Consider the following 21,724-nt stretch of genomic DNA (forward strand, 5'->3'; position numbering starts at 1 on the left):
CTAAATGGTAAATGCTATTCGCTCACCTGCGTAACAATAGCCCGGAAAATACTGGAGCACGCGTGGAACTGACCGGACGGGTCGTCGTGCTGACCGGCGCCGCACACGGAATCGGGGCCGCCATGGCGCGGCGCTTCGCCACCGAGGGCGCGGCCGGGGTGGTCGTGTCCGACGTCGACGCCGCGGGCGCCGGCCGGGTGGCGGACGAGATCGCCGACGCGGGCGGGCGCGCCATCGCCGTGACCACCGACGCGACGTCCAAAAAGGACCTGAAGACGCTGGTCGCGGCGGCCCGCGCCGAGTTCGGCGAGGTGGACCTGTTCTGCGCCAACGCGGGCGCGGCGTTCGGCACCGGCGTCCACGCGGCGGACGAGCAGTGGGTCAGGTCGTGGGAGATCAACGTCATGCAGCACGTCCACGCCGCGCAGGTCGTGCTGCCCGCGATGCTCGCGCGCGGCGAAGGCTACCTGCTGATCACGGCGTCGGGCGCCGGCCTGCTCGGCACCCCCGGCGACGCGCCGTACTCGGTCACCAAGCACGCGGCCGTCGGCCTCGCCGAGTGGCTGGCGATCACCTACCGGCCGCGTGGCGTGCGGGTCAGCGCGCTGTGCCCGCTCGGCGTCCGGACCGCGCTGCTCGAACCCGGCATCGCCGCCGGTCACCCGGCCGCGCTGGCGATCGCCGCGGCCGCGCCGCTGCTCGACCCCGAAGACGTCGCCGAGGCGGTCGTGCGCGGCCTCGGCACGGAAGAGTTCCTGATCCTGCCGCACCCGTCGGTGCGGGAGTCGTTCGTGCGCAAGGCAAGCGCGGTCGACGCGTGGATCGACGAGATGGCTGTCCAAGGAGGCTGACGTGGAGTACCGCAGGCTCGGCGCGAGCGGGCTCGCCGTGAGCGAGATCGCCTACGGCAACTGGCAGACGCACGACGCGCCCGGGTGCGTCGCCGCGGCCCTGGACGCCGGTGTGACGACGTTCCACACCGCGGCGGCGTGGGACGGCGGCGCGGCGGAGACATCCCTCGGCGAGGCGCTCGCCGGCGTGCGCCGCGACGAAATCGTGCTGTGCACCGGGGTGTTCTGGCCCGAAGGCCCGGGGCCGAACGACGCCGGCCTGAGCCGAAAGCACGTGATCGCATCGCTGGAGGGCTCGCTGCGGCGGCTGCACACCGACCACGTCGACGTCCACCAGCTGCTGCGCTTCGACTATCGGACGCCGGTCGCCGAGACGTTCCTCGCGCTCTCGGATCTGGTGCGGCAGGGGAAGGTCCGGTACGTCGGCACGTCGGAGTGGACGGCAGAGCAGCTGCTGCAGGCGCATGACGCGGCGGTGCGGTACGAAGTGCCGTTCATCGCGAACCAGCCGCACTACTCGATGCTGTGGCGGGTGCCGGAGGCCCAGGTGATGCCGGTGGGCGAGCGGATCGGCGTCGGGCAGTTCGCGGCGATGCCGCTCGCGCAGGGCGTGCTGACCGGCAAGTACCGGGACGGGCGCGTCCCGGCGGGCTCCCGCGCGACGGGGCCGGCGCACGCGCGGCCGCTGCTGATGCCGGAGCTGCTGGAGCGAGTCGAGCTGCTGCGCGGCGTGGCGGACGACGCGGGCCTGACGATGGCGCAGCTGGCGCTGGCGTGGACGTTGCAGCACGAGACCGTCGCGTCGGCGGTGGTGGGCGCGAGCACGCCGGAGCAGGTCACGGAGAACGCGAAGGCCGCCGGCGTCCGGCTGGACCTCGACGTGCTGACGCGGGTCGACTACCTGCTCGGCAGCTTCGTCCAGACCGATCCGCGGCTGGTGTGGTCGCCCCCGGCCTTCTCAGCGTCTTCAGCCTGAGCCGAGGCAGACGAAGGGCCGGCGGAACGGGTCGACGGCGATCGCGTCGGCCAGCGCCAGCGCGGGCCTGTCGCGGACGGCCAGCGCGCGGTAGTAGTCGTCCATCGCGGCCGCCGAGGCGAGGTCGCCGACGCGCGACAGCGGCGCGATCACCGTGCGGGAGCCGCTGGCGAGCAGGGCGCTGGCGAAGCCGAGGGCTTCGTCGCCCGGCCGGATCCGGTTCAGCGCGAGCTCGCAGGCGGCGAAGACGACTTGACGCGGCGGTTGCCGCAGTCCGGCCATCTCGTGCCCGAAGAGCGCGCCGTCGGCGAGTTCGAGGCGGGAGAACAGCGCGTTCTCCGGCTCGTGCGCGCCGTGGGCGGCGAAGTGGGCGAGCTTGGCGCCGTCCATCGCGCGCAGCACCGACTTCACGGTGGCCTTGGCGCCGGTCATGGTCGTCGCGCTGCGGTAGTGGGTGGTCAGCTTCTCCAGCTCACCGCGCGCACCGGCCAGCCCGGGCCCACGGACGAGCACGATCTTGCGGGCGCGCGGCGACTTCGTCAGCTCGGCGGCGAGCCAGGCGGTCGCCGACGGCGCGACGACGGTCGGCCGCCCCCGCAGCCCCGGCAGGACGCCCCACGGCACGGCGTAGAGCGGCCCGGTGGGGACGATGACCAGCTCGCGGTCGCCGAAGAGCTCGGCGAGCGGCTGGATGAGCTGGGCGTCGAGCTTGTCGGCCTGCTTGCGCGCGGACGCCATGACGACCTCGGCCAGCCGTTCGGGCAGGTTGTCGGGCGCGAGGGCGTCGAGGTCGACGTTGAGCACGCGCGCGGACTCGGCGGCGGCCCCGGCGGACCCGAGCCGCACGAGCCGGCACTCACCCCCGGCGACGACGATGGCGACGAGCTCGTCCCCGGAGGCGGCGAAGCTGACCAAGGCTCGTTCCCGGAGCTGCGCGACGACCTCACCGAGCCCGGCCACCGGCCGCGGCCGTCCCCAGCGCCCGGTGTGCCAGCCGAGCCGCTGGGCCTCGCGGAGCCGTTCGTTGTACTTGGCCCGCAGCCCGGCGATGGGGTGGCCGTCGTGCTGGGCTTCCTGGATGGCCTGGCCGAGGCCCCGCACCTCGGCGACGCGCGCGGCGAGCTCGGGATCGGTTCCGGCGGAGAGCGGTTCGTAGCGGTAGGTCTGGGCCCGGGTTCGTTCGAGCCAGACGAAGAGGCGCCGGGCATCGTTGCGTTCGAGCACGAGCTTGACGGCGAGGTCGGCGAGCTCCTGGCCGTGGAGGGCGGTCCCGGACACGAGGTCCAGCCCACCCATCCGGTCCCGGACGGCGTCGAGCTCGGTGAGCCCGGACCGGATTTCGGTGAGCGCCTTGGCCTGATTCCCCTGCGCGACGGCGAGCTCGGCCCGGCAGAGGCGGCGCAGCATCCGGTAGTCGATGGGGGTGAGCTGCCCGGGCCGCGGGACTTTCCGGAGGGTCTCGACGGCGCGTTTGAGGTTGCCCCGCCGGATGTCCAAGCGGACGGCCAGCATGCGAGCGGTGGCGGCCTGGTCGGCGAGGAGCGGCGAAGGCATCTTCGCCGCGATGCGAACAGCCCTGGTGGGCAGCGCGGCCGGCACTTCGTCCGAGCGCAGGGCCTCCCGCACATCGGCGTGCAGCCCGATGATCAGGGCGTTGGCCACACAGGTCTGGCAGCCGACGCGCAGCATGCGGCGCCGGGCCGAATCCGCCATCTGCCGCGCGGGCTCGAGATCGTCGGCCAGCAGCGCCGCGGACGCGCGATACAGCTCGGCTCGCGCGAGCTCCTTGCTGATGCTCTGTTCCTCGATGAGCACGGGAAGCACGTCGTCGAGGTGAGAGGCGGCCTCGTCGGCCAAGCCGGCCGCCAGCAGGGCCTCGGCCTGCTCGAACCGCAGCGCGGCCGGCACGTCCATGTCCAGCGCACGGTAGTTGCGCTCGGCCTCCTCGTAGAACCGGAGAGCTTCCGGCACGTCCCGCACGCGGAGCGCGAGCATGCCCATCGTCCGGCGCACATCGGCGGCCACCGACCGGAGTTCGTACTTCTCCGCCAGCTCGAGCGCACGAGCGAGGTCGCCCTGCGCCGCGGAGACGTTGCCCAGCCGCACCTGCACCCAGGCCCTCGACGACAACGTCTGGACGAAGCTGCCCATCCGCGTCTCCGGTGCGGGCCCGTGTGCCAGCCGGTACTCCTGGTGCGCCACCGAGATGTCGAAGGACACGAGGCTGTCTTCGTTACGGCCGACGCTCATCAGCCTCGCCGCGTAGTTGTAGTTCAGGGAGCCGTCGAGCTCGGCCCGCAGCATCGGGTCCGGCACGTCCGCGATCAGCTTCCGCACCTCGTTCAAGCCGGCCAAACCGGCTTCGAGGTCGCCGCTGATCTCCGACGACATGGCCGTCAAGGTGCTCGAAAGGCGGATCCGGGTGACCAGCCAGTCGAGGTGCAGCTGCTCGGTCGACGGACGGACGGTCTCGAGCATGCTCATCCCGCGCTTGAGCAGCCGGACACCTTCGCGATAGCGCCCGAGGCAGGATGCGTCCGTGGCGGCCTTCTGCAGGGCGCGGACCCTCTCGATGACGGAGACCGGGTCCAGGTTTGTCACAGGCACTCTCCTATGACAGCACAGCCTGTTACCAAAGAAGCCCGCCTGCCAGGCGAAGATCGGCAGGCGGGCGTCACAAGTTGGTCAAGGTCAGCGAGCGACCTGGTAGCACGGCGTGCCGCAGTTGGGCGTCACGACCGGGCCGTCCTTGAGCGGCGGGTGGTCGATGTGCACCCAGCCGTGCTCGTCCGGGTCCGGGTGCGGAACCACCGGGCCGGCCTTCTCGACCGGCTCCGGGGTTTCTTCCGGCTTGGTGTCCGTAGGCGTCGACATGGTCGATCTCCTCTCCCCTGGGGATCTACATGGGGCCGCTCACCGTGACGGTGAGTCCCCCTCGCGAGGCCCTCTCCCCGCGAACGGACCAATAGTTCCACAACGGAGCAATGATCGGGAGAGTTTTCGCTACGGAAAGTCAGTCCGACCCGCGTGATCAGGGCAAACGCCGTGGCCGGAACGTCCTAACGAGTGAACTCTGTAACGACGTCCATTACGGACGTGCATCCCGCCGGGTGGCCGAGTGGGAGCCGGGGCCGTCCGGGGTGACGTGTTGCGCCGGGCGCGGACGGCGATGCCGGTGATCGGAGAGCCGGCTCAGGAGATGGGTCGGCCGCGTGCGGGCGAGCCGTCGCGCGGGGCGCCGGGTGGGCCTTCGACCCGACGAGCGCAGCGGGTTCGCGCCGAGTTGGGCACGAACCGGCCGCGCAGCCGGTTCGCGACGGTCCGGGCGGCCCGTTGTACGGCCGGCCGCACCTCGGGGCGGGCGCGCAGTCGCGGCGATCGGCCGCCCGGCGAGTTTCGGGGCGGTCCGGCTCTCCGCGGTCGGCGCGGTGAACCTGCCTGCAGCGCCGAGTGAACCGGAGTTGTAGCGCCAACACCCGAGTGCCGGTGTTAGTGGCCAAGGCGGCGCGCGACCCCGCTCTCCTGGCCGACTGGCCAGGAGAGTCCTTTGTGGACCGCTACTTCGTCACACCCGCTGTTCCTTCACCGCCTTGTGGATTGCGCTTACCAGCCTTGCGTTCTCCGGGGCCGCTCCGCCCGGGAATGCGAAACGGCGGCGGTTGTAGCCGTAGGCCAGGCCGCTTCGGGGGTCTGCGAATGCCTGGGAACCCGCTGCGCCGCTGTGGCCGAATGCTCCCTGCCCCAGGACCGGGTAGTCGTCCGAGACGGCCGCGAAACCGAGGCCGAATGCGTTGCGGTTGCGGGTCGACAGGTCTTCGCCGATCGAATGGATCTGGGCGAACTCCGCCGCCGTCTCCGGGCGTAGGAGCGGGTTGGGGCCGCTGATCGCTGCCGCGTACATTCCGGCCAGGCCGCGTGCCGATGCCACGCCGCCCACCGAGGCCGGGCTCAGGCGGCGAACCACCTTGAGGTTCGGGAGCTCCCAGAGCTCCGGGGCCTTCGGGTGGTTGCGGTTGAACGCGATGCCGGTGATGCTGTCCGGCCCCGTCGCGTTCGCCTCCAGCTCGGCCAGCTGCTCCGGTGTCGGCAGCATCGGCTGCGTCGTCAGGAACCTCGGCTCCAGCTCGTCCGGCAGCCCCAGGTAGAAGTCCAGGCCGAACGGCTGCCGGACGCGCTCCTCGTGGTGCTCCTGGATGCTGCGGCCGGTGACGCGGCGGACCACCTCGCCGGTCAGGGCGCCGATCACCAGCGCGTGGTAGCCGAACTGCGTGCCGGGATGCCAGTACGGCCGCTGCGGGGCGAGCCGCTCGGCGATCACGCGGTCGTCGGCGATCTCGTCGGCCGTGAAGCCGGCGTCCGCGCCCACGACGCCGGCGCGGTGCGCCAGCAGGGTCCGCAGGGTGATCGCCTCCTTGCCCGCCGCGCCGAACTCCGGCCAGTAGTGGCTGACGCGCTGGTCGAGGTCGAGCACGCCGTCCTGGACGAGCAGCGCCACCACCAGGTGCGCCGCCCCCTTGGTCGAGGAGAACACGCCGGTCAGCGAGTCGGCGGTGATCTCGGGGCCGGTCCACAGGTCGACGACGCGTTCGCCGTCGACGTGCGCCACCAGCTGGGCGGCGTAGTCGCCGCCTTCGCCGGACGCGACGGCGGCGAACTCCTCGCGTACCGGCTCGAACCCGTCGGCGACGGTCCCCTGGATGTGCTCGGACGACATGGCGGCTCCCTCAGTGATCTTTCGGTTGCGCTTGGAGTCAACCCGCGCCGCAACGGGGTATTCCGCGTAACGCCGGGGCGTCCCGCCGGGATGTTCCCGGTATGGGGGCACCGGAGCTCGACGCCGAACCGACCGAAACCACGCGGCCCGGCCGCGGACTGGCGATCGCGTCGCTCGCGATCGGCGCGTCCGGGCTCACGCTCGCCGTCGCCACCTGGGCGGCCTGGCTGATCGTCCGGCCGCCGGTGGTGAGCGCGTGGGTGTACTCCTGGGTCGCGCAGGCGTTCGTGCTGGTCCTCGGCGCGCTGTGGTTCGCGCTGCTGCCGATCAGCGTGCTGGCGCTGGTCTTCGGCGTCCACGCCGGGGCGCGCACCCGGCCCGGCCCGGGCCGGATCGGCGCCACGCTCGCCGTCGTCACCGCGCTGCTCGCGCTCTCGGGGGCCGCCGTGTTCGCGACGACGTCGTGGCGGCAGGTCGGCCCGCCCGTCGCCTACTTCGACACCCAAACCGGCTCGCCCCGGTAGAAGGCCCGCACCGGCGGGTACCACCGGACCATGAAGCTGACTTCCACCGTGCTGGGCACGCCGGAGCCGCGTGCGCTCGCCGAGTTCTACTCGAAGCTGCTCGGCTGGCCGATCAAGACCGACGAGCCGGAGTGGGTCACGCTGCGCCCGGACGACGGCAGTGCCGGGTTGTCGTTCCAGCTCGAGACCGAGCACCTCCCGCCGGTGTGGCCGCCCGCCGGTGGCGCCCAGCAGATGCAGCTGCACCTCGACATCGAGGTCGACGACCTCGTCGCGGCCACGGCAGCCGCCACCGCCGCGGGCGCCACGGTCTCGGACTTCCAGCCGCAGGAGGACGTCCGCGTCTGCTTCGATCCAGCCGGGCACCCGTTCTGCCTCTGGACGCGTGAATGAGGTGACGCCCCGCGTTCGTCCGGTCACAGGATCCGCTATGTTCGCCTGAGGTCCTGTTTCCGGCGAACGGAGTTGAGTCCTGTGGGGGTGCACCGGATCTGGCACCACGGACTGGTCCCCACCGAGGGAAAGCGCCCCCTGGACGCGTTGCGCGGCAGGCTGATCGCCCGCCAGCGGCAGCACGACGACTACACGGTCGCCGATCTCGGCTCCTCCGACGACGGCGGTTCGCGCCGGTGCGACCTGAAGTTCGGGTGGACGGGCGGCGAAGGCCGCTACTCCGTTCAGGTATTGCTTTCGCTGTGCTACCACGCCGGCGAGGACCGCGTGGCGTGGTTGCTGGCCGCCGCGTGCACCCGGCCTTGGCGCAGCTGCCACGAAGCGCCGGCGCACCGGATCGGGCTGGAGGAGCTCGGCGCGAGCGGGAGTGACGAGATCCCGATCGAAGCGCCGGTTCTCGCGATGCGCGGCTGGTCTCGCAAGGAGTGCGACCGCGTCGCGGAACTGCTGGGCGAGGCGCTGGTGGCGGAGTGGCGGACGTCGGCGGTGCTGGTGCTCACCGAACCGCCGGACGTGCCTCTCGACGGCTGGCCCGGGCTGGTCAACGTCTTCGACGTCGACGACCGCTTCCGCCGCACCCTCAACCAGCACGTGCCCCTCGGCTACGAGGCGCCGCAGGGCGCGCGGCTGTACGCGCCGCCGTGCGACCAGCTCCCGGACTTCGTCGAGGCCGCCAGCCCCGTGTCCGGCGAGGCGCTCCAGGGCGCGATCACGCGGCTGCTCCAGACGCGCGGCCGGACGCCGCTGCCCGAGGAGTGGGCGGAAGTTCCGAGCGTGAAAGCGTGGTACGCCAACGATCCTTTCGACGCGCCCGAACGGGAACCGGACGCCGAGCTGACGGAGAAGCTGGACCGCGTCGAGCGCGAGCTGGCGGAGGCGCGGGGCGTGATCACGATCCTGCGCAAGAAGTCGAAGGCCGACACCGAGGACCGGGATCGGCACGCCGGCGAGGCGAAGGTGCTCCGCCGCCGGCTCGAGGACCTCTCCGCGATCGACATCGCGTGCCTGCGGACGCAGCTCGCGCGGCTGCAGGGCGAGGTGGACGACTACGCGCGCGCGTTCGAGGAGACGGAGACCGAACGCGACGAGCTGAGACGCGTGAACGGGCTGCTGGCGGGCACGCTCGCCCGGTACCACGACGCCGACGACGAGGTCGCCGCCACCGAGCGTCCGCCCGAGGAGTTCCCCAGCTTCGCCGAGCTGATCGGCGCCGCGACGGCGACGCTCACGCACCTCGCGATCACGGCCGAACCGGCACCGGCCGCGATCCTCGACCACCACCCGAAAGCCGGCGCCTGGCGACGCAAGGCGTGGGACGCGCTCCGCACGCTCGACGCGTACGCCGGCGCGCGGACGACGTTGCTCGACGCGGGTCAGGATCCCGGGCCCGAGCTCTCGGACGTGCTCGCGTTCGCCCGCACCGGCCAGCCGGGTTCGCTGATCAGCGCCAACATCATCGCCCTGGCCGAGTCGGACACGGTGACCACGAACGAACGGCTCCGCCAAGCGCGGACGTTCCGCGTCGACCCGCGGACGAATCCCGCCGGCCGCGACTACTTCGGCGCCCACATCGCCCTGGAGCGCTTCAAATCGCCCGCGCCACGGCTGCACTTCCTCGACGACACCGACCGCACGGGCACGGTGTACGTCGGGTACCTCGGCGCCCACCTGCCGACGTCGAAGACCAACTGAGCGAGAATCGCGCGCATGACGGAGATCGCGCGGAAACACCTGGCCTACTGCTGGATCGCCCGCGGCGACCGGGTGCTGTTCCTCCGGCGCGGGCCCGGTGTTTTCCTGGCGGGACGGTGGGAACTGCCCGGCGGAACCGTCGAGCCCGGCGAAGCTTTCGAAGCCACCGCGATCCGGGAAGCGGCGGAAGAGACGGGGTTGCGGGTCCGGGTCACGGGTGAACTCGCCCGCGATTCCTGGCCGGACGTCGCCGGGCGCGCGATGGAGATCCACGCTTTCGTTTACACGGTGGAAGAAGACGGCGCCGGAGACGTCGTGCTCAACCCGGAAGAGCACGACGACTTCACGTGGCTCACGCCGCGGGAAGCGCGACGCCTCGAGATGGCGGAGCATTTTCGCCGGCTGCTGTGATCGCCGCGGGTGCGGCACCGGTCTTCGGCCGCGGGGCGGGGAAAGAGTGGTCATGCCACCGACATTACCGAACACACGTGCGAAAAACATCGCTGAATCGAGTGAACCCGAGGGCTGCGGAAATTGGGGATTTCCTTTGCCGCACAAAGGAACCGCGCGTAAGAAGCCCCCGATTTCCACACTACCAGCGGGCACCGACAAAACGGGCTCGTCGCAGGAGAGAGCCCGTCGGTTGACTCATGTCAGGTTCCTGACATACAGTGGCTCATGTCAGGAACCTGACACGTGACCAGAAGGAGCGACACCATGCCCGCCACCGGCCCCGACTTCATCTCCCTGCAAGCGCGTGACCTCGACGCTTCGCAGGCGTTCTACGAGCAGTACCTCGGCCTCGTCCGCTCGCCGGCCGGGCCTCCGCACGCCGTCGTCTTCGAGACGAAGCCGATCGCGTTCGCGCTTCGCGATGTCGTTCCCGGTACCGATCTCGACTCCGTCGCCCAGCCCGGCATCGGTGCCGCGATCTGGCTCCACGCCACCGATGTCCAGGCCATTCACGACGCTCTCGTCGCCGATGGGCGCACCATCGTCTCCGCGCCGATCGACGGCCCCTTCGGCCGGACGTTCACCTTCGCCGACCCCGACGGCTACCACGTCACCCTCCACGACCGCGGCTGACCACGACACGGCGCTAGCGGGGAACCAGATACCGCAGCAGCACACTCTTGCCATCGGTGAGCACCGAAGCCAGCTCCAGCGAAGCCGGGTCGATCGCCCCGCCCACCGCCGCGCGGCCGGCCGCTCCCGCCACCAGGAACGGTGCCACCGTCAGGCGGAACTCGTCGATCACGCCCGCCTCGATCAGCGATCCGAACAGCCTGGGCCCGCCCTCGCAGTCGATGCGGCCCAAGCCCTCGGCCACCAGCGTCGAGACCACCTGCGAAGCCGAACCCACCACGAACACCCGGGCCCCGTTCGCCGCCCAGTCCGCGCGCACCGACGCGGGCGCCGCCGCGGAGGTGAACACCAGCGTCGGGACCGCCGCCTTCGTGATCACCGGGGCGTCCGGGGGCAGCGAGCCCGTCGTCACCACCGCGACCGGCGCGATCGGGGCCAGCCCGAACCGGCGGCGGCGGTCGGCGGAACGCTCGTCGGGGCGGCTGCCCTCGAACCCCTCCGCCATCGCCGTGCCCGCGCCCACCAGCACCACGTCCGCCAGGTCGTTGCCCAGCCGGTAGACGATGCGGTCGGCCGGGGTCGACAGGCTCGCCGACCGCCCCTCGACCGCGATCGCGCCGTCCGTGCTGGACACGAAGTTGACGGCGACCCACCGAGGGTCGGCCGGGTAGCGGTAGAGCTGCTCGAGGTCGTGGTCGTCGAGGCCGCGCTCGACCGGCCAGATCTGCCGGATCACTCCCATCGGAGTGCCGCGTCGGGCTCCGGGAGCACTCGGACCAGCGCGTGGTCACGGCTCGACCGGCCGCCCCGGAAGACGACGTCGGGGGTCTTCATCGCACTCTCCCTGCTGGGCATCCGGGCGTCCCGATCATAGGCGAGACCAGCAGGTATGCGTTCTTCGCCGGCAGGTGGCGGGGCCTCGTCGCCGGGCCACCCGACCGTGGCGGAACTCCTCAGGAGGCGATGGCCTCGTTGATCGCCAGCAGCTCCTGTGCGGTGCGCGTGGCGGCGAACTCGATGACCTCGTACCGGGCGAGACGCCGGACGACGAACGGGTCGCTGGCGAGGATCGCGTCGAGCCTGCCGCGCAGCACCGAGCGCGTCAGGATCACGTGGTCGGCCGCGCCGCTCCCCTTTCCGGAAACGAGGAAGACTCCCTTCGTGAATTGCTTGCGCAACCAGTCCGAATGGTCCGGGAGCGCGTAGTCGACTTCTGTTTCGGGTGCCGTGTAGGTCAGCAGGGCTATGTACATGATTCGATGGTAGAACTCTTCCGGCCGCGGCGCATCCGCCTGGCGAGTGTCGCGGCACACGCGTTTTCCCCTTATTCGGTCAAGAACAACGCAATTCCTTTACCAACACTTTTCGACATTTCTCCACGATTGCCGTACGCCCGTCGTCGTACGGCGCGGTGCCGCCACCGGACCGACGCGGTGACGGCCTCGCCGGCGCGACACTAGGCGCCATGAACGCACTGACCCGGATCTGGCACGACGGCAGGCGGACCGAACGGATCGCCTACGCGATCGGCGCGGCACTGTTCGTGAGCGGCGTCGTGCACGCGGTCGTGCTCGTCGCCACCGGCGGCTCGTGGCTGGGGCCGCTGTCGATGCGCAAGGCCGTCACGTTCGGCCTGTCGTTCGGACTGACGCTCGCGTCGGTCGCCTGGGCGACGTCGTTCCTCACCGTCCGCCCCCGCCTGCGCACGATCCTCCTCGGCGCGTTCACGGCCGCGAGCGTCGCCGAGGTCGCGCTGGTCAGCATGCAGGCCTGGCGCGGTGTGCCGTCGCACTTCAACTTCGAGACGCCGTTCGACAACCTCGTGTCGATGACGCTCGCCGCCGGGGGTGGCGTGATCATCCTGACCATCATCGGCTTCACGGCCGCTGCGCTGGTCGAACCCGGTCCGGACGCGCCGAGCCTGCGCCTGGCCGTCCGCGCCGGCCTGGTCGTCCTCCTGGTCGCGCTGGCCACCGGCGCGGTGATGATCGCCCGCGGCGTCGTCGAGGCGCGTGGCGGCGACCCGCAAGGCGCGTACACCACCGCCGGTTCGCTCAAGCCGCTGCACGCGGTCGCGATGCACGCGATCCTGGTGCTCCCCGCGCTGGCCTGGGTCCTGCGGTTCACCCGCTGGCCCGAGGCACACCGGCTGCGCGTCGTGCGGGCGGCGGTCGTCGCCGACGCCCTGCTCACCGCCGTGATCGGCGTCGAGTCCTTCGCCGGCATCGACCCGCTGGCCGCGCCGCTGCCGCTGCTCGCGCTCTCCGTGCTGGCCGGCGCCGCGCTGGCCGGTCTCGGGATCTACGCCGTGACCGGTGTTGAACCGTCCGTCCGATTCACACGTATCCCCATCGGGAAGGCAAGGGGCCGGTAAAGCGGCGGACGGAGACCACGCGTGCGGCACGGTATGACCACCAGAGGCCTTTTCCAGCAGAGTGCGGCCCACAGCCCGTCGTTCTTCTCCGTGGCCAGGGCGATGGGGCAGCACGCCGACGACCTCGCGGACTTCTGCATCCCCTGCAACCCCTACTTCCCCACCGACGAGATGTTCGGCGAGCTGGAGCGCAACCTCCGCACGATCCTCAAGTTCTACCCGAGCGACGCGGGCGCGATCACCGCGCAGCTGGCGCACGTGCTGCGGCTCAACCCGTCGACGATCTCGCTGGCCAACGGCTCGACCGAGCTGATCACCTGGATCGACCGGCTGCTGGTCGACGCCAGCATCGCCGTGCCGATCCCGACGTTCGGCCGCTGGACCGACCAGCCCCTCGAGACCGGCAAGCGCGTCGACATGTTCCTGCTCAAGGAGTCCGACAACTTCGAGCTCCGCGTGGACGAGTACGTCGACTTCATCAAGCGCCGCGGCTCCCGGGTCGCGGTGCTGTGCAACCCGAACAACCCCGACGGCGGGTACCTGCCGCGCCGCGAGGTGATCCGGTTCATGGACGCCCTCGAAGACCTGGACCTCGTGGTGATCGACGAGTCGTTCATCGACTTCGTCGAGGCCGAGATGAGCCCGTCGGTGGCCGCCGAAGCCGTCGTGCGGCCGAACGTCATCGTGCTGAAGAGCCTCGGCAAGAACTTCGGGCTGCACGGGATCCGGTTCGGCTACCAGGTGTCGAACCCGGCGCTGACGCGCAAGCTGTCGGGCGCGCTGCCGAAGTGGAACCTGAACTCGCTCGCCGAGACCGTCATCTTCATGCTCGCCGAGCGCCGCGCGGAGTACGAGGACAGCCTGAAGAAGCTCGCCCTCGACCGGTTCATGATGAACTCGCAGCTGAACCAGTTCCAGGAGCTGACGGTGTTCCCGTCGCAGGCGAACTTCCTGCTGGTCAAGCTGCCCGGGTCGGTCGACGGCGCCGAGCTGTGCGACTACCTGCTCGCCGAGCACCACCTGCTGGTGCGCCAGTGCGGCAACAAGATCGGCATGACCAGCCAGTTCATGCGCTTCGGGGTGCGGCCGGACACCGAGGTCGAGCGGCTGGTCGAGGGCCTGCGCGGGGTCGAGCGGCTGGGTGGCGGCGGGCGCCACACGCCGACGATCGAGCTCGTCGCGCACTCCCGCGAGCCGGAACGGTCGATCAGCTGAGCACGTGGGCCATGGCGGGCGCAGGCGCGAACGAGCGGCCGTTCGCCGGCCTCGACCGCTCCGGCCGCACCCGACGCCTGCGCCGGCTCGCCGAAGCGGCCTTGACCGACTACGACGTGCCGGTGGCCCGGTTGACGCCGCTGGGCCGCGGGCTCAACACGACGTTCCGCGTCGACGGCGCGGACGGCCACCGGTACGTGCTGCGCGTGCAGCGCGCCGACGGCCCGAGCACCGCGCAGGTGCGGGCCGAGATGACGTGGCTCGCCGCGCTGGGCCGCGAAACCGACCTCATCGTCCCGCGGCCGGTGCCGACGCGGGCGCGGGACCTGGTCACCGTCGTCGCCGATCCGGCGGTGCCCGAGCCGCGCACCTGCGTGCTCTGCCACTGGGTCGACGGCCGGTTCGTCGACGAACGGCTCAGCGCGCCGCAGCTCTACGCGGTCGGCGAGTTCGCCGCGCGGCTGCACCTGCACGGCGCGCGGATGAACGGCCTCGACCGCGGCCGCGTCGACGACGTGACCGACTTCGGCCGCTCGCAGGTCGACGGCTTCTCCGACGCCGTGCTCGACCGGGCGGTCGCGCTGGCCGGCGGCGACGAACGGGTGCGCGCCGCCGCCGGGCGCGTGCGCGCGATCCGGAGCGACCTGGGGTGCGGCGCCGACGTCTTCGGCTTGGTCCACGGCGACCTGCGCCAGGAGAACTACCTGTTCCACCGCGGCCGCGTCCGGGCGATCGACTTCGACGACTGCGGGTACGGGCACTTCGCCTACGACCTCGCCGTGGCGCTCGACGAGCTCAAGCACCTGCCGCAGCGGGACGAGCTGCGGGAGTCGCTCCTGGACGGCTACCGGTCGGTGCGCCCGGACGCGGTGACGACCGACCCGGCGGTGCTGAACGCCTTCGCCGGGCTCCGCCGGGTCCAGCTCCGGCTGCGGGCCTGACGTTACACACCGGCGTTACAATTGCTACATGGCCGGACGAACGAGCAACGCCACCAGCACCCGCGACCGCCTGCTGCTGGCCGCGGGGCAGCTCCTGCACGAGGCGCAGGGCGGCCCGGTGTCGACCCGCGCGATCTGCGAACGCGCCGGCGTCCAGGCCCCCACGCTGTACCACCACTTCGGCAGCAAGCAGGGCCTGCTCGACGCCGTCGTGAACTACGGCTTCACGCAGTACGTGCAGGCACCCGCGCCGGGCGGCGACCCGGTCGACCGGATCCGCGCGGGCTGGGACCGGCACGTCGGGTACGGCCTGGAAAACCCGCAGTTCTACGTGCTGCTCTACGGCCAGATCGAGCCGGGCGTGCCGTGCAACCTCACCTCCAGCGCCGAGGCGATGCTGCTGGAGCTGTTCACGCCGCTAGCGCGCGACGGCCGGCTGCGCGTCGAGGCCGCGGAGGCCGCGCGGCAGTTCGCGGCGGCGAACAGCGGGGTCACGCTCAGCCTGATCGCGCAGCCGGAGGAGAGCCGCGACCTGGCGATGTCCACGCAGGTCAGGGAGGCCGTCCTGGCCGGGCTGCTCGCCGAGCGGCCGGCTGAAGGCTCGTCCGTCGGCGCGCTCGCGGTCGCTTTGTCGACCGCGCTCGCGGACGACGTCGACGAGCTGACCACGACCGAACGGCACCTGCTGCGGGAGTGGCTGCACCGCCTCTCGAACTGACGGCGCTACATTTGATACATTGACTCCTATGACGAATGTAGCGAGTCTCGGCACCTTCGGCGTGTTCCTGTCCCCGCACCGCGACGACCCGACCCGCAAGCTCCACGCCATCGCGGCGGACAAGCTGGGCTACGGCACGGCCTGGCTCGGCACCGGGCGCGCGTCGATCAGCGACCTCGCGTTCGTCGAGGACATCCTGGCCTCGACCGAGCGGATCACCGTGGCGACGGCGATCGTGAACGTCTGGGCCGACGAGCCGGAGCCGCTGGCCGCGTCGTACCAACGGCTCGCGGAGCGGTACGGAAAGCGCTTGCTACTGGGGATCGGTGTCGGCCACCCCGAGTCCGTCACCGGCTACCACAGCCCGTACGACACGCTCGTCGGATTCCTGGACCGGCTCGACGCGGCCGGCGTGCCCGCCGAGGCCCGGGTGCTCGCCGCGCTCGGCGACCGCGTGCTGAAGCTGGCCAGGGACCGCACCGCGGGCGCGCACCCGTACCTCGTGCCGGTCGCGCACACGCGGCACGCCCGGTCGGTCCTGGGCGCGGGAAAGATCCTGGCCCCGGAACAGAAAGTCGTCGTCGGCAGCCCCGAGGAGGCCCGCGAAGTCGGCCGCGCCTTCATCCGCGAGCCCTACCTCGGGCTGCGCAACTATGTGAACAACCTGCTGCGCCACGGGTACACCGACGCCGACGTCACCGGCGGCGGCAGCGACCGGCTGATCGACGACCTCGCGGTGCACGGCACGCCGGAAGACATCGCGAAGCGGCTACGGTCCCATGTGGACGCCGGCGCCGACCACGTCGCCGTCCAGGTGATCGGCCGGTCGGCCGAGGTCGAGGCCGAAAACCACCGGCAGCTGGCCGAAATCCTGCTCTGAACAGCTCTGCTCAGCCGGGCGCGGGCAGGAGGGCGTTCAGCGCGTCGACGATCGTGCGCTCCTCATAAGCGAAGTGGTCGTCCAAAGCGGACGCCAGCCGATCGAACTCCGCCCGCAGCCGGGCCGGATCGGTTTCCTCGTCGACGAGCCGCTGGATCTCCTCCTGCAGCCGCGCGACGACGACGTGCTCCTCGCCCAGCTTGTCCAGCGCGGGCGCGAGCGCCGGGAACCGCGTGGCCAGCATGGGGAAGATCGCGGCGCCCTCCCCCGAGTGGTGCCGGGTGAGCGCGGTGCAGAAACCGGAACACCGCGCGCTCAGGCTGTGCGACCCGCCGTCGCGCAGCTTCCGCAGCTCGGCGCGCAGCCAGTCGTGCACCTCGACGAGCCAGTCGCCCATGCGGCGCACGGCGTCGAGCCGGTGCAGCTCCACGACCGGCAGCACGCGAGCCGTTTTCGCCTGGTAGTCCGCGAACCCCGGTTCGCGCGCGACGACCTCGGCGAACAGCGCGTCGCGGTCCGGCGGGAGCGCGGCCATCGCTTCGAACGTCTCGGTGCCGGTTTCCACGGTGACCAGCGGGTTGTGGCGGATGTTGTGGTACCAGGCGGGGTGCTTCGGCGAGCCCATCGCCGAAGCGACGACGACCAGGCGGCCGTCGATGTCCAAGGCTCCCAAGGTGACGCGGTGTTCCCGGCCGGTGCGGGCACCGGTCGTGGTGAGCAGGATCAAGCTGGTCCTTTCCGATGAAGTGATCACCGGAGGCCGTGAACCGACACGGAACGGGCGCGCGGAGGGCACACTCCTGCCAAGGAAGGCAGAACGTGTCGATTCAAGGGGGCTGAGTAGCCACTACCTCCGTGCGTAGGCCCATCCGGGGCGCATCGTCACGCTAGCACGGAATCAGCGTGCTTCGGCGGCTTTTCGCGCTTCCTCGGCGGCGTTGTCGGCCTGCTCGTAGGTCTCCTTCGCCTTCTCGAACTCCGCCGTCGCGCGTTCGGCGCGTTCCTCCGCCTCGGCCAGACGGGCACGCAGGTCGTCGACGCGGGCCGTCGCCTGCTCGGCCGCGCGTTCGGTGCGGACCAGGTCGCGCTCGGCCACCGCGCGCTCCTTGGCCAGCTCGGCGGCCTCCTTGCGCAGGCGCTCGCGCTCGGCCCGGACGCGTTCGCGCTCTTTGCGGTCTTCTTCTTCGCGCCGGTGGTCCTTTTTGGGCTTCGCCGGTTCGGCCTTTTCCACCAGCTTCGCCGGGCGCTTGCCGGTGGACGGCGGGGCGGCGCTCGCGGCGAGGGTGAACCACTGGTCGGTGTCCTGGTGCGCCACCGACGTCAGGCGCCCGGCCACGGCGAGCCCCGCGGTGCCCGGGTCGGCCGCGACGGCTTCGAGGGTCGCCTCGACCTCGCGGGAGACGGTGTCGCTCATCGACGGCAGCCCGTGGAGGATCCGCCGGACCAGGTCGCCGCGGCGCCTGGTCAGGGCTCGCAGGTCGTCGCCGGCCAGGCGGCTGTGCGCGTCGCGCAGTTCGTCGCCCAGCTCGGCCAGCTCGCGCAGCTCGGCGGCATCGTCCCTGGCCAGGCGGTTGACGATGGCCGCGGCGGTGGTCGGCTTCCGCAGCTCGCGGATCCGCGTCGCGAGCTCGGCGTCCCCCTCGGCCTTCGCGGCCTTCGCCGCCGCGTTGCGCGCGCTGATGAACTCCGCGAGGTCACCCCCGTAGAGCTCGCCGGCCACCGTGTCGAAGTCCATCGTGCTCCAGCGAACCACATCGGACTGGTGCGAGCACCTGCGAAGAGTCATCATCGGGAGCATGTTCTTCGATCTGGGTGTCCGGGACTTCCTCGACCGCGCGGAAACGGTGTACTCGGACCGCGTCGCGGTGGTCGACGAGCCGGACCAGCCCGCGCCGAGCTGGGGCTCGCTCACCTACCGCGAAGTGGCGAAGCGGGCGCGGGCGCAAGCCGCGCACCTCGACGAGCTGGGCGTGCCGGTCGGCGGGCGCGTCGCGATGGTGTCGCACAACGCCGCGCGGCTGCTCGTGTCGTTCTTCGGCGTGTCCGGCTGGGGCCGCGTCCTGGTGCCGGTCAACTTCCGGCTGGCGCCGGCCGAGGTCAAGTACATCGTGGAGCACTCCGGGGCCGAGGTGCTGATCGTCGACCCCGAGGTGGAGCACCTGCTGGACACGGTGACGGCGAAGCACGTCTTCGTCCTGGGCCGCGACGACGAAGCGATCTGGGGCGGCGACGGGTCACCCGCGCCGTGGGCCGGCGACGAGTCCGCGACGGCGACCATCAACTACACCTCGGGCACGACGGCGCGGCCGAAGGGCGTGCAGCTCACCCAGCGCAACATCTGGCTGAACGCGGCGGTGTTCGGCCTGCACACGACGTTGAGCGACAACGACGTCCTGCTGCACACGCTGCCGATGTTCCACTGCAACGGCTGGGGCATGCCGTACGCGGTGACCGGGCTGGGCGGGCGGCACATCGTGCTGCGGAAGGTCGACGGCACCGAGATCCTGCGTCGGATCGCCGAGCACGGCGTGACGATCCTGTGTGCCGCGCCCGCGGTGGTGACGGCGGCCCTGGACGGCGCGGCGACCTGGGAGGGCGAGATCCCGGGCCGCGACCGCGTCCGGATCGTCGTGGCCGGCGCACCGCCGCCGACGCGCACGATCGAGCGGGTGCGGGCGGAGCTGGGCTGGGAGTTCATCCAGATCTACGGCCTCACCGAGACGGCGCCGCTGCTGACGGTCAACCGGATGCGCAGCGAGTGGGCGGACCTCGACCCGCACGAGCAGGCCAAGCTGCTGGGCCGAGCGGGGACGCCGGCGCTGGGTGTCCGGATCGCCGTCGACACGGACGGCGAGGTGCTCGCGCAGTCGAACCACAACCTGGACGGGTATTGGGAGAACCCTTCGGAGACCGCGCGGGTCCAGGAGGGCAACTGGTTCCACACGGGCGACGGCGGGACGTTCGACGACGGGTACCTGACGATCGCGGACCGCAAGAAGGACGTGATCATCTCGGGTGGCGAGAACGTGTCGTCGATCGAGGTGGAGGACGCGCTGAACTCGCACCCGGCCGTGCGCGAGGTGGCGGTGATCGGCATCCCGGACGAGAAGTGGGGCGAGCTGGTGACGGCTTTGGTGGTCACTTCGTCGGAGGTGACCGCGGAGGAGCTGATCAAGCACTGCCGGGAGTATTTGGCGGGGTACAAGTGCCCGAAGCGAATAGAGTTCCTCGATGAGCTTCCTCGGACGGCTACGGGCAAGATCCAGAAGTTCAAGCTCAGGGAGCCGTACTGGGAAGGCCAGTCCCGACAGGTCAACTGACCTGCGCTTCTTCTTCTCCGCGGGTTCGGGCGCGGTGCTGTGGGGCTGGATGGGCCCCGCGGACGTCGACGAGCTGCCGATCAGCGCTGATCTCCGCGCCACCCTGGAGAGTTTGGCCGAGCGGTACGACGAGTCGCTGAACTGGGACTATCCGCCGGACCCCGGCCCGTGGCGCGAGGCCCGGTGCGCGCGGTTCAACGCCGACGTCCGAGCGGCGTTCGAGCGGTTGTGGGCCGAGCTGGAACCCGGCTGGTACGTCGCGAACGAGTTCACCGAGCTGCACGAAGATCCGGACTTGGATCGATACCTGGCCGACCCGAAGGGCTTCAAGCGCTAGCGGACCATCCTGAAGAACGTGCGCACCTCCTCGGCGAACAGCTCAGGCTGTTCGTAAGCCGCGAAGTGACCGCCCCTCTCCAGTTCGTTCCAATGCCGGATGTCCGTGTACCTCCGTGCGGCCCACCGGCGTGACGGCCGCGGCATCTCCTTCGGGAAGATCGAACAGCCCGTCGGCACGTCCACCGTGTCGTCGGTCGCCTCCGAGAACCACCGCTGCACCTTCCGGATGCTCTCCCAGTACAGCCGCGCCGATGATGCCGCCGTGCCCGTCAGCCAGTACAGCGTCACGTCGTCCAGTAGCTCGTCGCGGGTGAACGGGAAGCCGTCGGACCACGCGTGGAACTTCTCCACCAGCCAGCCGCACAGGCCGGCCGGGGAGTCCAGCAACCCGTAGCCCAGCGTCTGGGGACGGGTCGACTGCAGCACCGAATACCCGTCCTCCCAGCGCGAAGCGTGGTCCAAGGCCGCGAGCGACTCGCGCTCGGACGGCGTCAGGTCGTCGAACGTCGACGGGTCCGGGGCCGCGATCGGCGGGTTCAGGTGGATGCCCGCCAGGTGGTCCGCGTCCAGCTGGGCGAGTGACGTCGTGATCGACGTCCCCCAGTCGCCGCCCTGGGCGCCGTAACGGGCGTAACCGAGGCCGGCCATCAGGGACGCCCACGCCGCCGCGATGCGCTCGATGCCCCAGCCCGGCGACGACGGCTTGTCGCTGAAGCCGTAGCCCGGCAGCGACGGGATCACCAGGTGGAACTCCGCCGACAGCGGCTCGATCACCTTCGTGAACTCGAGGAACGAGCCGGGCCAGCCGTGCGTGAGGATCAGCGGCAACGCGGCCGGATCGGGCGAACGCACGTGCAGGAAGTGGATGCCCAGGCCGTCGATTTCCGTGCGGTACTGCGGAAAACGGTTCACCCGCGCTTCCAGGGCCCGCCAGTCGTAGCCGGAAGCCCAGTAGTCGCACAGAGAACGCAGATATCCCAGGGGCGTGCCCTGGCTCCAGTCGTCAGGCCCGGCCTCGGGCCACCGGGTCCGGCGCAACCGCGCACGCAGGTCGTCGAGGTCCGCCTCCGGGACGTCGATCCGGAACGGCGTGGTCACGCCGGCACGTAGGACAGCCGGACGACGCCGTTGCCGAACGTCGAAGACTTCTTCAGCGTCAGCGGGAATCCCGGCCCTTCCTCGGGGAACAGCCGCTTGCCCCGGCCCACGACGATCGGGTACAGCAGCAGGTTCAGCTCGTCGACCAGTCGCTCGGCCAGCAGCCAGCGCACCGTGGTCGTGCTGCCGCTGGTGATGATGTCGCCGCCGGACGACGCTTTCAGCGTCCGGACGGCGTCGGCCGGGTCACCGGTCAGCAGCGTCGCGTTGTTCCAGCCGACTTCGGACAATGTCGACGAAAGCACGTATTTCCGCACATTGTTCATGAACTCGGCGCCCTCGTCGGTCTGCCCGGGCCACGCCTCGGCGAACCCTTCGTACGTGACGCGCCCGAGCAGCATCGCGTCGGCCGCGGCCATCCCGCTGCCGACCGCCTGGCCGATTTCGTCGCTCCAGTACCGCAGCGACCACTTGTCCGGTGCTTCCACCACGCCGTCGAGCGAGGTGAACAGGTTCGAGACAATCTTGCGCATGGGTCACTAT

The 21,724-nt window shown here is 71.1% G+C and carries 23 protein-coding genes; 14 read left to right on the forward strand and 9 right to left on the reverse strand.

All coding sequences use genetic code 11. The features are described 5' to 3' along the window. The first annotated feature begins 62 nt into the window (after nucleotides 1–62). The gene (locus ACZ7PG_RS24090) at nucleotides 63–851 is read left to right on the forward strand and encodes an SDR family oxidoreductase (protein WP_470241342.1); all 789 of its coding nucleotides are present in this window, start codon (nucleotides 63–65) and stop codon (nucleotides 849–851) included. Between the two features lies 1 nt (nucleotide 852). Further along, the gene (locus ACZ7PG_RS24095) at nucleotides 853–1,827 is read left to right on the forward strand and encodes an aldo/keto reductase (protein ID WP_470241343.1); all 975 of its coding nucleotides are present in this window, start codon (nucleotides 853–855) and stop codon (nucleotides 1,825–1,827) included. Here ACZ7PG_RS24095 and ACZ7PG_RS24100 read toward each other — a convergent pair. From ACZ7PG_RS24100 to ACZ7PG_RS24110, 3 genes are all read right to left on the reverse strand, one after another. Then, complete coding sequence (locus ACZ7PG_RS24100; RefSeq protein ID WP_470241344.1) at nucleotides 1,819–4,428, reverse strand: CHAT domain-containing protein; 2,610 nt, start codon at nucleotides 4,426–4,428, stop codon at nucleotides 1,819–1,821. The genes ACZ7PG_RS24095 and ACZ7PG_RS24100 overlap by 9 nt on opposite strands. A gap of 90 nt (nucleotides 4,429–4,518) precedes the next feature. Then, nucleotides 4,519–4,701: a hypothetical protein gene (locus tag ACZ7PG_RS24105; RefSeq protein ID WP_470241345.1), complete on the reverse strand. Its 183-nt coding sequence runs from the start codon at nucleotides 4,699–4,701 to the stop codon at nucleotides 4,519–4,521. A gap of 691 nt (nucleotides 4,702–5,392) precedes the next feature. Further along, the gene (locus ACZ7PG_RS24110; RefSeq protein WP_470241346.1) at nucleotides 5,393–6,541 is read right to left on the reverse strand and encodes a serine hydrolase domain-containing protein; all 1,149 of its coding nucleotides are present in this window, start codon (nucleotides 6,539–6,541) and stop codon (nucleotides 5,393–5,395) included. 101 nt (nucleotides 6,542–6,642) lie between these two features. Here ACZ7PG_RS24110 and ACZ7PG_RS24115 point away from each other — a divergent pair, with 101 nt between their 5' ends. The 5 genes from ACZ7PG_RS24115 to ACZ7PG_RS24135 all read left to right on the forward strand — a co-directional run bounded on the left by ACZ7PG_RS24115 (nucleotide 6,643) and on the right by ACZ7PG_RS24135 (nucleotide 10,296). Next, a complete protein-coding gene (locus ACZ7PG_RS24115; protein WP_470241347.1) occupies nucleotides 6,643–7,065 on the forward strand; it encodes a hypothetical protein in 423 nt (140 codons plus the stop codon). A 30-nt stretch (nucleotides 7,066–7,095) separates the two neighbouring features. Continuing rightward, nucleotides 7,096–7,458, forward strand: coding sequence for a VOC family protein (locus tag ACZ7PG_RS24120; RefSeq protein ID WP_470241348.1), 363 nt, complete (start codon nucleotides 7,096–7,098; stop codon nucleotides 7,456–7,458). Nucleotides 7,459–7,539: 81 nt separating this feature from the next. Then, nucleotides 7,540–9,210: a hypothetical protein gene (locus tag ACZ7PG_RS24125; RefSeq protein ID WP_470241349.1), complete on the forward strand. Its 1,671-nt coding sequence runs from the start codon at nucleotides 7,540–7,542 to the stop codon at nucleotides 9,208–9,210. Between the two features lie 15 nt (nucleotides 9,211–9,225). Further along, nucleotides 9,226–9,621, forward strand: coding sequence for an NUDIX hydrolase (locus ACZ7PG_RS24130; protein ID WP_470241350.1), 396 nt, complete (start codon nucleotides 9,226–9,228; stop codon nucleotides 9,619–9,621). Nucleotides 9,622–9,927: 306 nt separating this feature from the next. Further along, on the forward strand, nucleotides 9,928–10,296 hold the full coding sequence (locus ACZ7PG_RS24135; RefSeq protein WP_470241351.1) for a VOC family protein: 369 nt from the start codon (nucleotides 9,928–9,930) through the stop codon (nucleotides 10,294–10,296). 13 nt (nucleotides 10,297–10,309) lie between these two features. Here the strand turns inward: ACZ7PG_RS24135 and ACZ7PG_RS24140 are convergent, their stop codons facing one another. Further along, nucleotides 10,310–11,032 (reverse strand): dihydrofolate reductase family protein, encoded by a 723-nt coding sequence (locus tag ACZ7PG_RS24140; protein WP_470242394.1) that lies wholly within the window; start codon nucleotides 11,030–11,032, stop codon nucleotides 10,310–10,312. 217 nt (nucleotides 11,033–11,249) lie between these two features. Next, nucleotides 11,250–11,549 carry a YciI family protein gene (locus ACZ7PG_RS24145; RefSeq protein WP_470241352.1) on the reverse strand — a complete coding sequence of 100 codons (300 nt, stop codon included), beginning with the start codon at nucleotides 11,547–11,549 and terminating at the stop codon, nucleotides 11,250–11,252. Between the two features lie 212 nt (nucleotides 11,550–11,761). On the opposite strand from ACZ7PG_RS24145, the gene ACZ7PG_RS24150 reads away from it, so the two are divergent. Genes ACZ7PG_RS24150 through ACZ7PG_RS24170 form a run of 5 tightly spaced genes read left to right on the forward strand, consistent with a single transcriptional unit; the run spans nucleotide 11,762 to nucleotide 16,424 of the window. After that, nucleotides 11,762–12,670, forward strand: coding sequence for a hypothetical protein (locus ACZ7PG_RS24150; protein WP_470241353.1), 909 nt, complete (start codon nucleotides 11,762–11,764; stop codon nucleotides 12,668–12,670). A 33-nt stretch (nucleotides 12,671–12,703) separates the two neighbouring features. Then, nucleotides 12,704–13,885, forward strand: a complete 1,182-nt coding sequence (locus ACZ7PG_RS24155; protein WP_470241354.1) for a pyridoxal phosphate-dependent aminotransferase — start codon at nucleotides 12,704–12,706, stop codon at nucleotides 13,883–13,885. Between the two features lie 11 nt (nucleotides 13,886–13,896). Then, nucleotides 13,897–14,826: a phosphotransferase enzyme family protein gene (locus tag ACZ7PG_RS24160; RefSeq protein WP_470241355.1), complete on the forward strand. Its 930-nt coding sequence runs from the start codon at nucleotides 13,897–13,899 to the stop codon at nucleotides 14,824–14,826. A 28-nt stretch (nucleotides 14,827–14,854) separates the two neighbouring features. Beyond that, entirely contained in the window at nucleotides 14,855–15,544 is a 690-nt protein-coding gene (locus tag ACZ7PG_RS24165; protein ID WP_470241356.1) for a TetR/AcrR family transcriptional regulator, read from the forward strand. 28 nt (nucleotides 15,545–15,572) lie between these two features. Continuing rightward, the gene (locus tag ACZ7PG_RS24170; protein WP_470241357.1) at nucleotides 15,573–16,424 is read left to right on the forward strand and encodes a TIGR03620 family F420-dependent LLM class oxidoreductase; all 852 of its coding nucleotides are present in this window, start codon (nucleotides 15,573–15,575) and stop codon (nucleotides 16,422–16,424) included. A 10-nt stretch (nucleotides 16,425–16,434) separates the two neighbouring features. On the opposite strand, the gene ACZ7PG_RS24175 is transcribed toward ACZ7PG_RS24170, so the two are convergent. Both ACZ7PG_RS24175 and ACZ7PG_RS24180 read right to left on the reverse strand, forming a co-directional pair. Beyond that, nucleotides 16,435–17,151 carry a nitroreductase/quinone reductase family protein gene (locus ACZ7PG_RS24175; RefSeq protein ID WP_470241358.1) on the reverse strand — a complete coding sequence of 239 codons (717 nt, stop codon included), beginning with the start codon at nucleotides 17,149–17,151 and terminating at the stop codon, nucleotides 16,435–16,437. A gap of 171 nt (nucleotides 17,152–17,322) precedes the next feature. Beyond that, nucleotides 17,323–18,159, reverse strand: coding sequence for a hypothetical protein (locus tag ACZ7PG_RS24180; RefSeq protein ID WP_470242395.1), 837 nt, complete (start codon nucleotides 18,157–18,159; stop codon nucleotides 17,323–17,325). A 61-nt stretch (nucleotides 18,160–18,220) separates the two neighbouring features. Here ACZ7PG_RS24180 and ACZ7PG_RS24185 point away from each other — a divergent pair, with 61 nt between their 5' ends. Next, nucleotides 18,221–19,744, forward strand: coding sequence for an AMP-binding protein (locus ACZ7PG_RS24185; protein ID WP_470241359.1), 1,524 nt, complete (start codon nucleotides 18,221–18,223; stop codon nucleotides 19,742–19,744). Between the two features lie 34 nt (nucleotides 19,745–19,778). Further along, entirely contained in the window at nucleotides 19,779–20,081 is a 303-nt protein-coding gene (locus tag ACZ7PG_RS24190) for a hypothetical protein (protein ID WP_470241360.1), read from the forward strand. Here the strand turns inward: ACZ7PG_RS24190 and ACZ7PG_RS24195 are convergent. Both ACZ7PG_RS24195 and ACZ7PG_RS24200 read right to left on the reverse strand, forming a co-directional pair. Then, nucleotides 20,078–21,181 (reverse strand): epoxide hydrolase family protein, encoded by a 1,104-nt coding sequence (locus ACZ7PG_RS24195; protein ID WP_470241361.1) that lies wholly within the window; start codon nucleotides 21,179–21,181, stop codon nucleotides 20,078–20,080. The genes ACZ7PG_RS24190 and ACZ7PG_RS24195 overlap by 4 nt on opposite strands. Beyond that, on the reverse strand, nucleotides 21,178–21,714 hold the full coding sequence (locus ACZ7PG_RS24200) for a dihydrofolate reductase family protein (RefSeq protein ID WP_470241362.1): 537 nt from the start codon (nucleotides 21,712–21,714) through the stop codon (nucleotides 21,178–21,180). Before ACZ7PG_RS24200 ends, ACZ7PG_RS24195 begins: the two co-directional genes overlap by 4 nt. Nucleotides 21,715–21,724 lie beyond the last annotated feature (10 nt).

Source organism: Amycolatopsis sp. NPDC114504 (genome assembly GCF_055633595.1).

Excerpts from the sequence above, each read along its gene's own strand:
- ACZ7PG_RS24105 (WP_470241345.1), bottom strand. The coding sequence starts at position 4,701 with ATGTCGACGCCTACGGACACCAAGCCGGAAGAAACCCCGGAGCCGGTC.
- ACZ7PG_RS24110 (WP_470241346.1), bottom strand. The coding sequence starts at position 6,541 with ATGTCGTCCGAGCACATCCAGGGGACCGTCGCCGACGGGTTCGAGCCG.
- ACZ7PG_RS24115 (WP_470241347.1), top strand. The coding sequence starts at position 6,643 with ATGGGGGCACCGGAGCTCGACGCCGAACCGACCGAAACCACGCGGCCC.
- ACZ7PG_RS24120 (WP_470241348.1), top strand. The coding sequence starts at position 7,096 with ATGAAGCTGACTTCCACCGTGCTGGGCACGCCGGAGCCGCGTGCGCTC.
- ACZ7PG_RS24130 (WP_470241350.1), top strand. The coding sequence starts at position 9,226 with ATGACGGAGATCGCGCGGAAACACCTGGCCTACTGCTGGATCGCCCGC.
- ACZ7PG_RS24135 (WP_470241351.1), top strand. The coding sequence starts at position 9,928 with ATGCCCGCCACCGGCCCCGACTTCATCTCCCTGCAAGCGCGTGACCTC.
- ACZ7PG_RS24145 (WP_470241352.1), bottom strand. The coding sequence starts at position 11,549 with ATGTACATAGCCCTGCTGACCTACACGGCACCCGAAACAGAAGTCGAC.
- ACZ7PG_RS24150 (WP_470241353.1), top strand. The coding sequence starts at position 11,762 with ATGAACGCACTGACCCGGATCTGGCACGACGGCAGGCGGACCGAACGG.
- ACZ7PG_RS24155 (WP_470241354.1), top strand. The coding sequence starts at position 12,704 with ATGACCACCAGAGGCCTTTTCCAGCAGAGTGCGGCCCACAGCCCGTCG.
- ACZ7PG_RS24160 (WP_470241355.1), top strand. The coding sequence starts at position 13,897 with ATGGCGGGCGCAGGCGCGAACGAGCGGCCGTTCGCCGGCCTCGACCGC.
- ACZ7PG_RS24165 (WP_470241356.1), top strand. The coding sequence starts at position 14,855 with ATGGCCGGACGAACGAGCAACGCCACCAGCACCCGCGACCGCCTGCTG.
- ACZ7PG_RS24170 (WP_470241357.1), top strand. The coding sequence starts at position 15,573 with ATGACGAATGTAGCGAGTCTCGGCACCTTCGGCGTGTTCCTGTCCCCG.
- ACZ7PG_RS24180 (WP_470242395.1), bottom strand. The coding sequence starts at position 18,159 with ATGGACTTCGACACGGTGGCCGGCGAGCTCTACGGGGGTGACCTCGCG.
- ACZ7PG_RS24185 (WP_470241359.1), top strand. The coding sequence starts at position 18,221 with ATGTTCTTCGATCTGGGTGTCCGGGACTTCCTCGACCGCGCGGAAACG.
- ACZ7PG_RS24200 (WP_470241362.1), bottom strand. The coding sequence starts at position 21,714 with ATGCGCAAGATTGTCTCGAACCTGTTCACCTCGCTCGACGGCGTGGTG.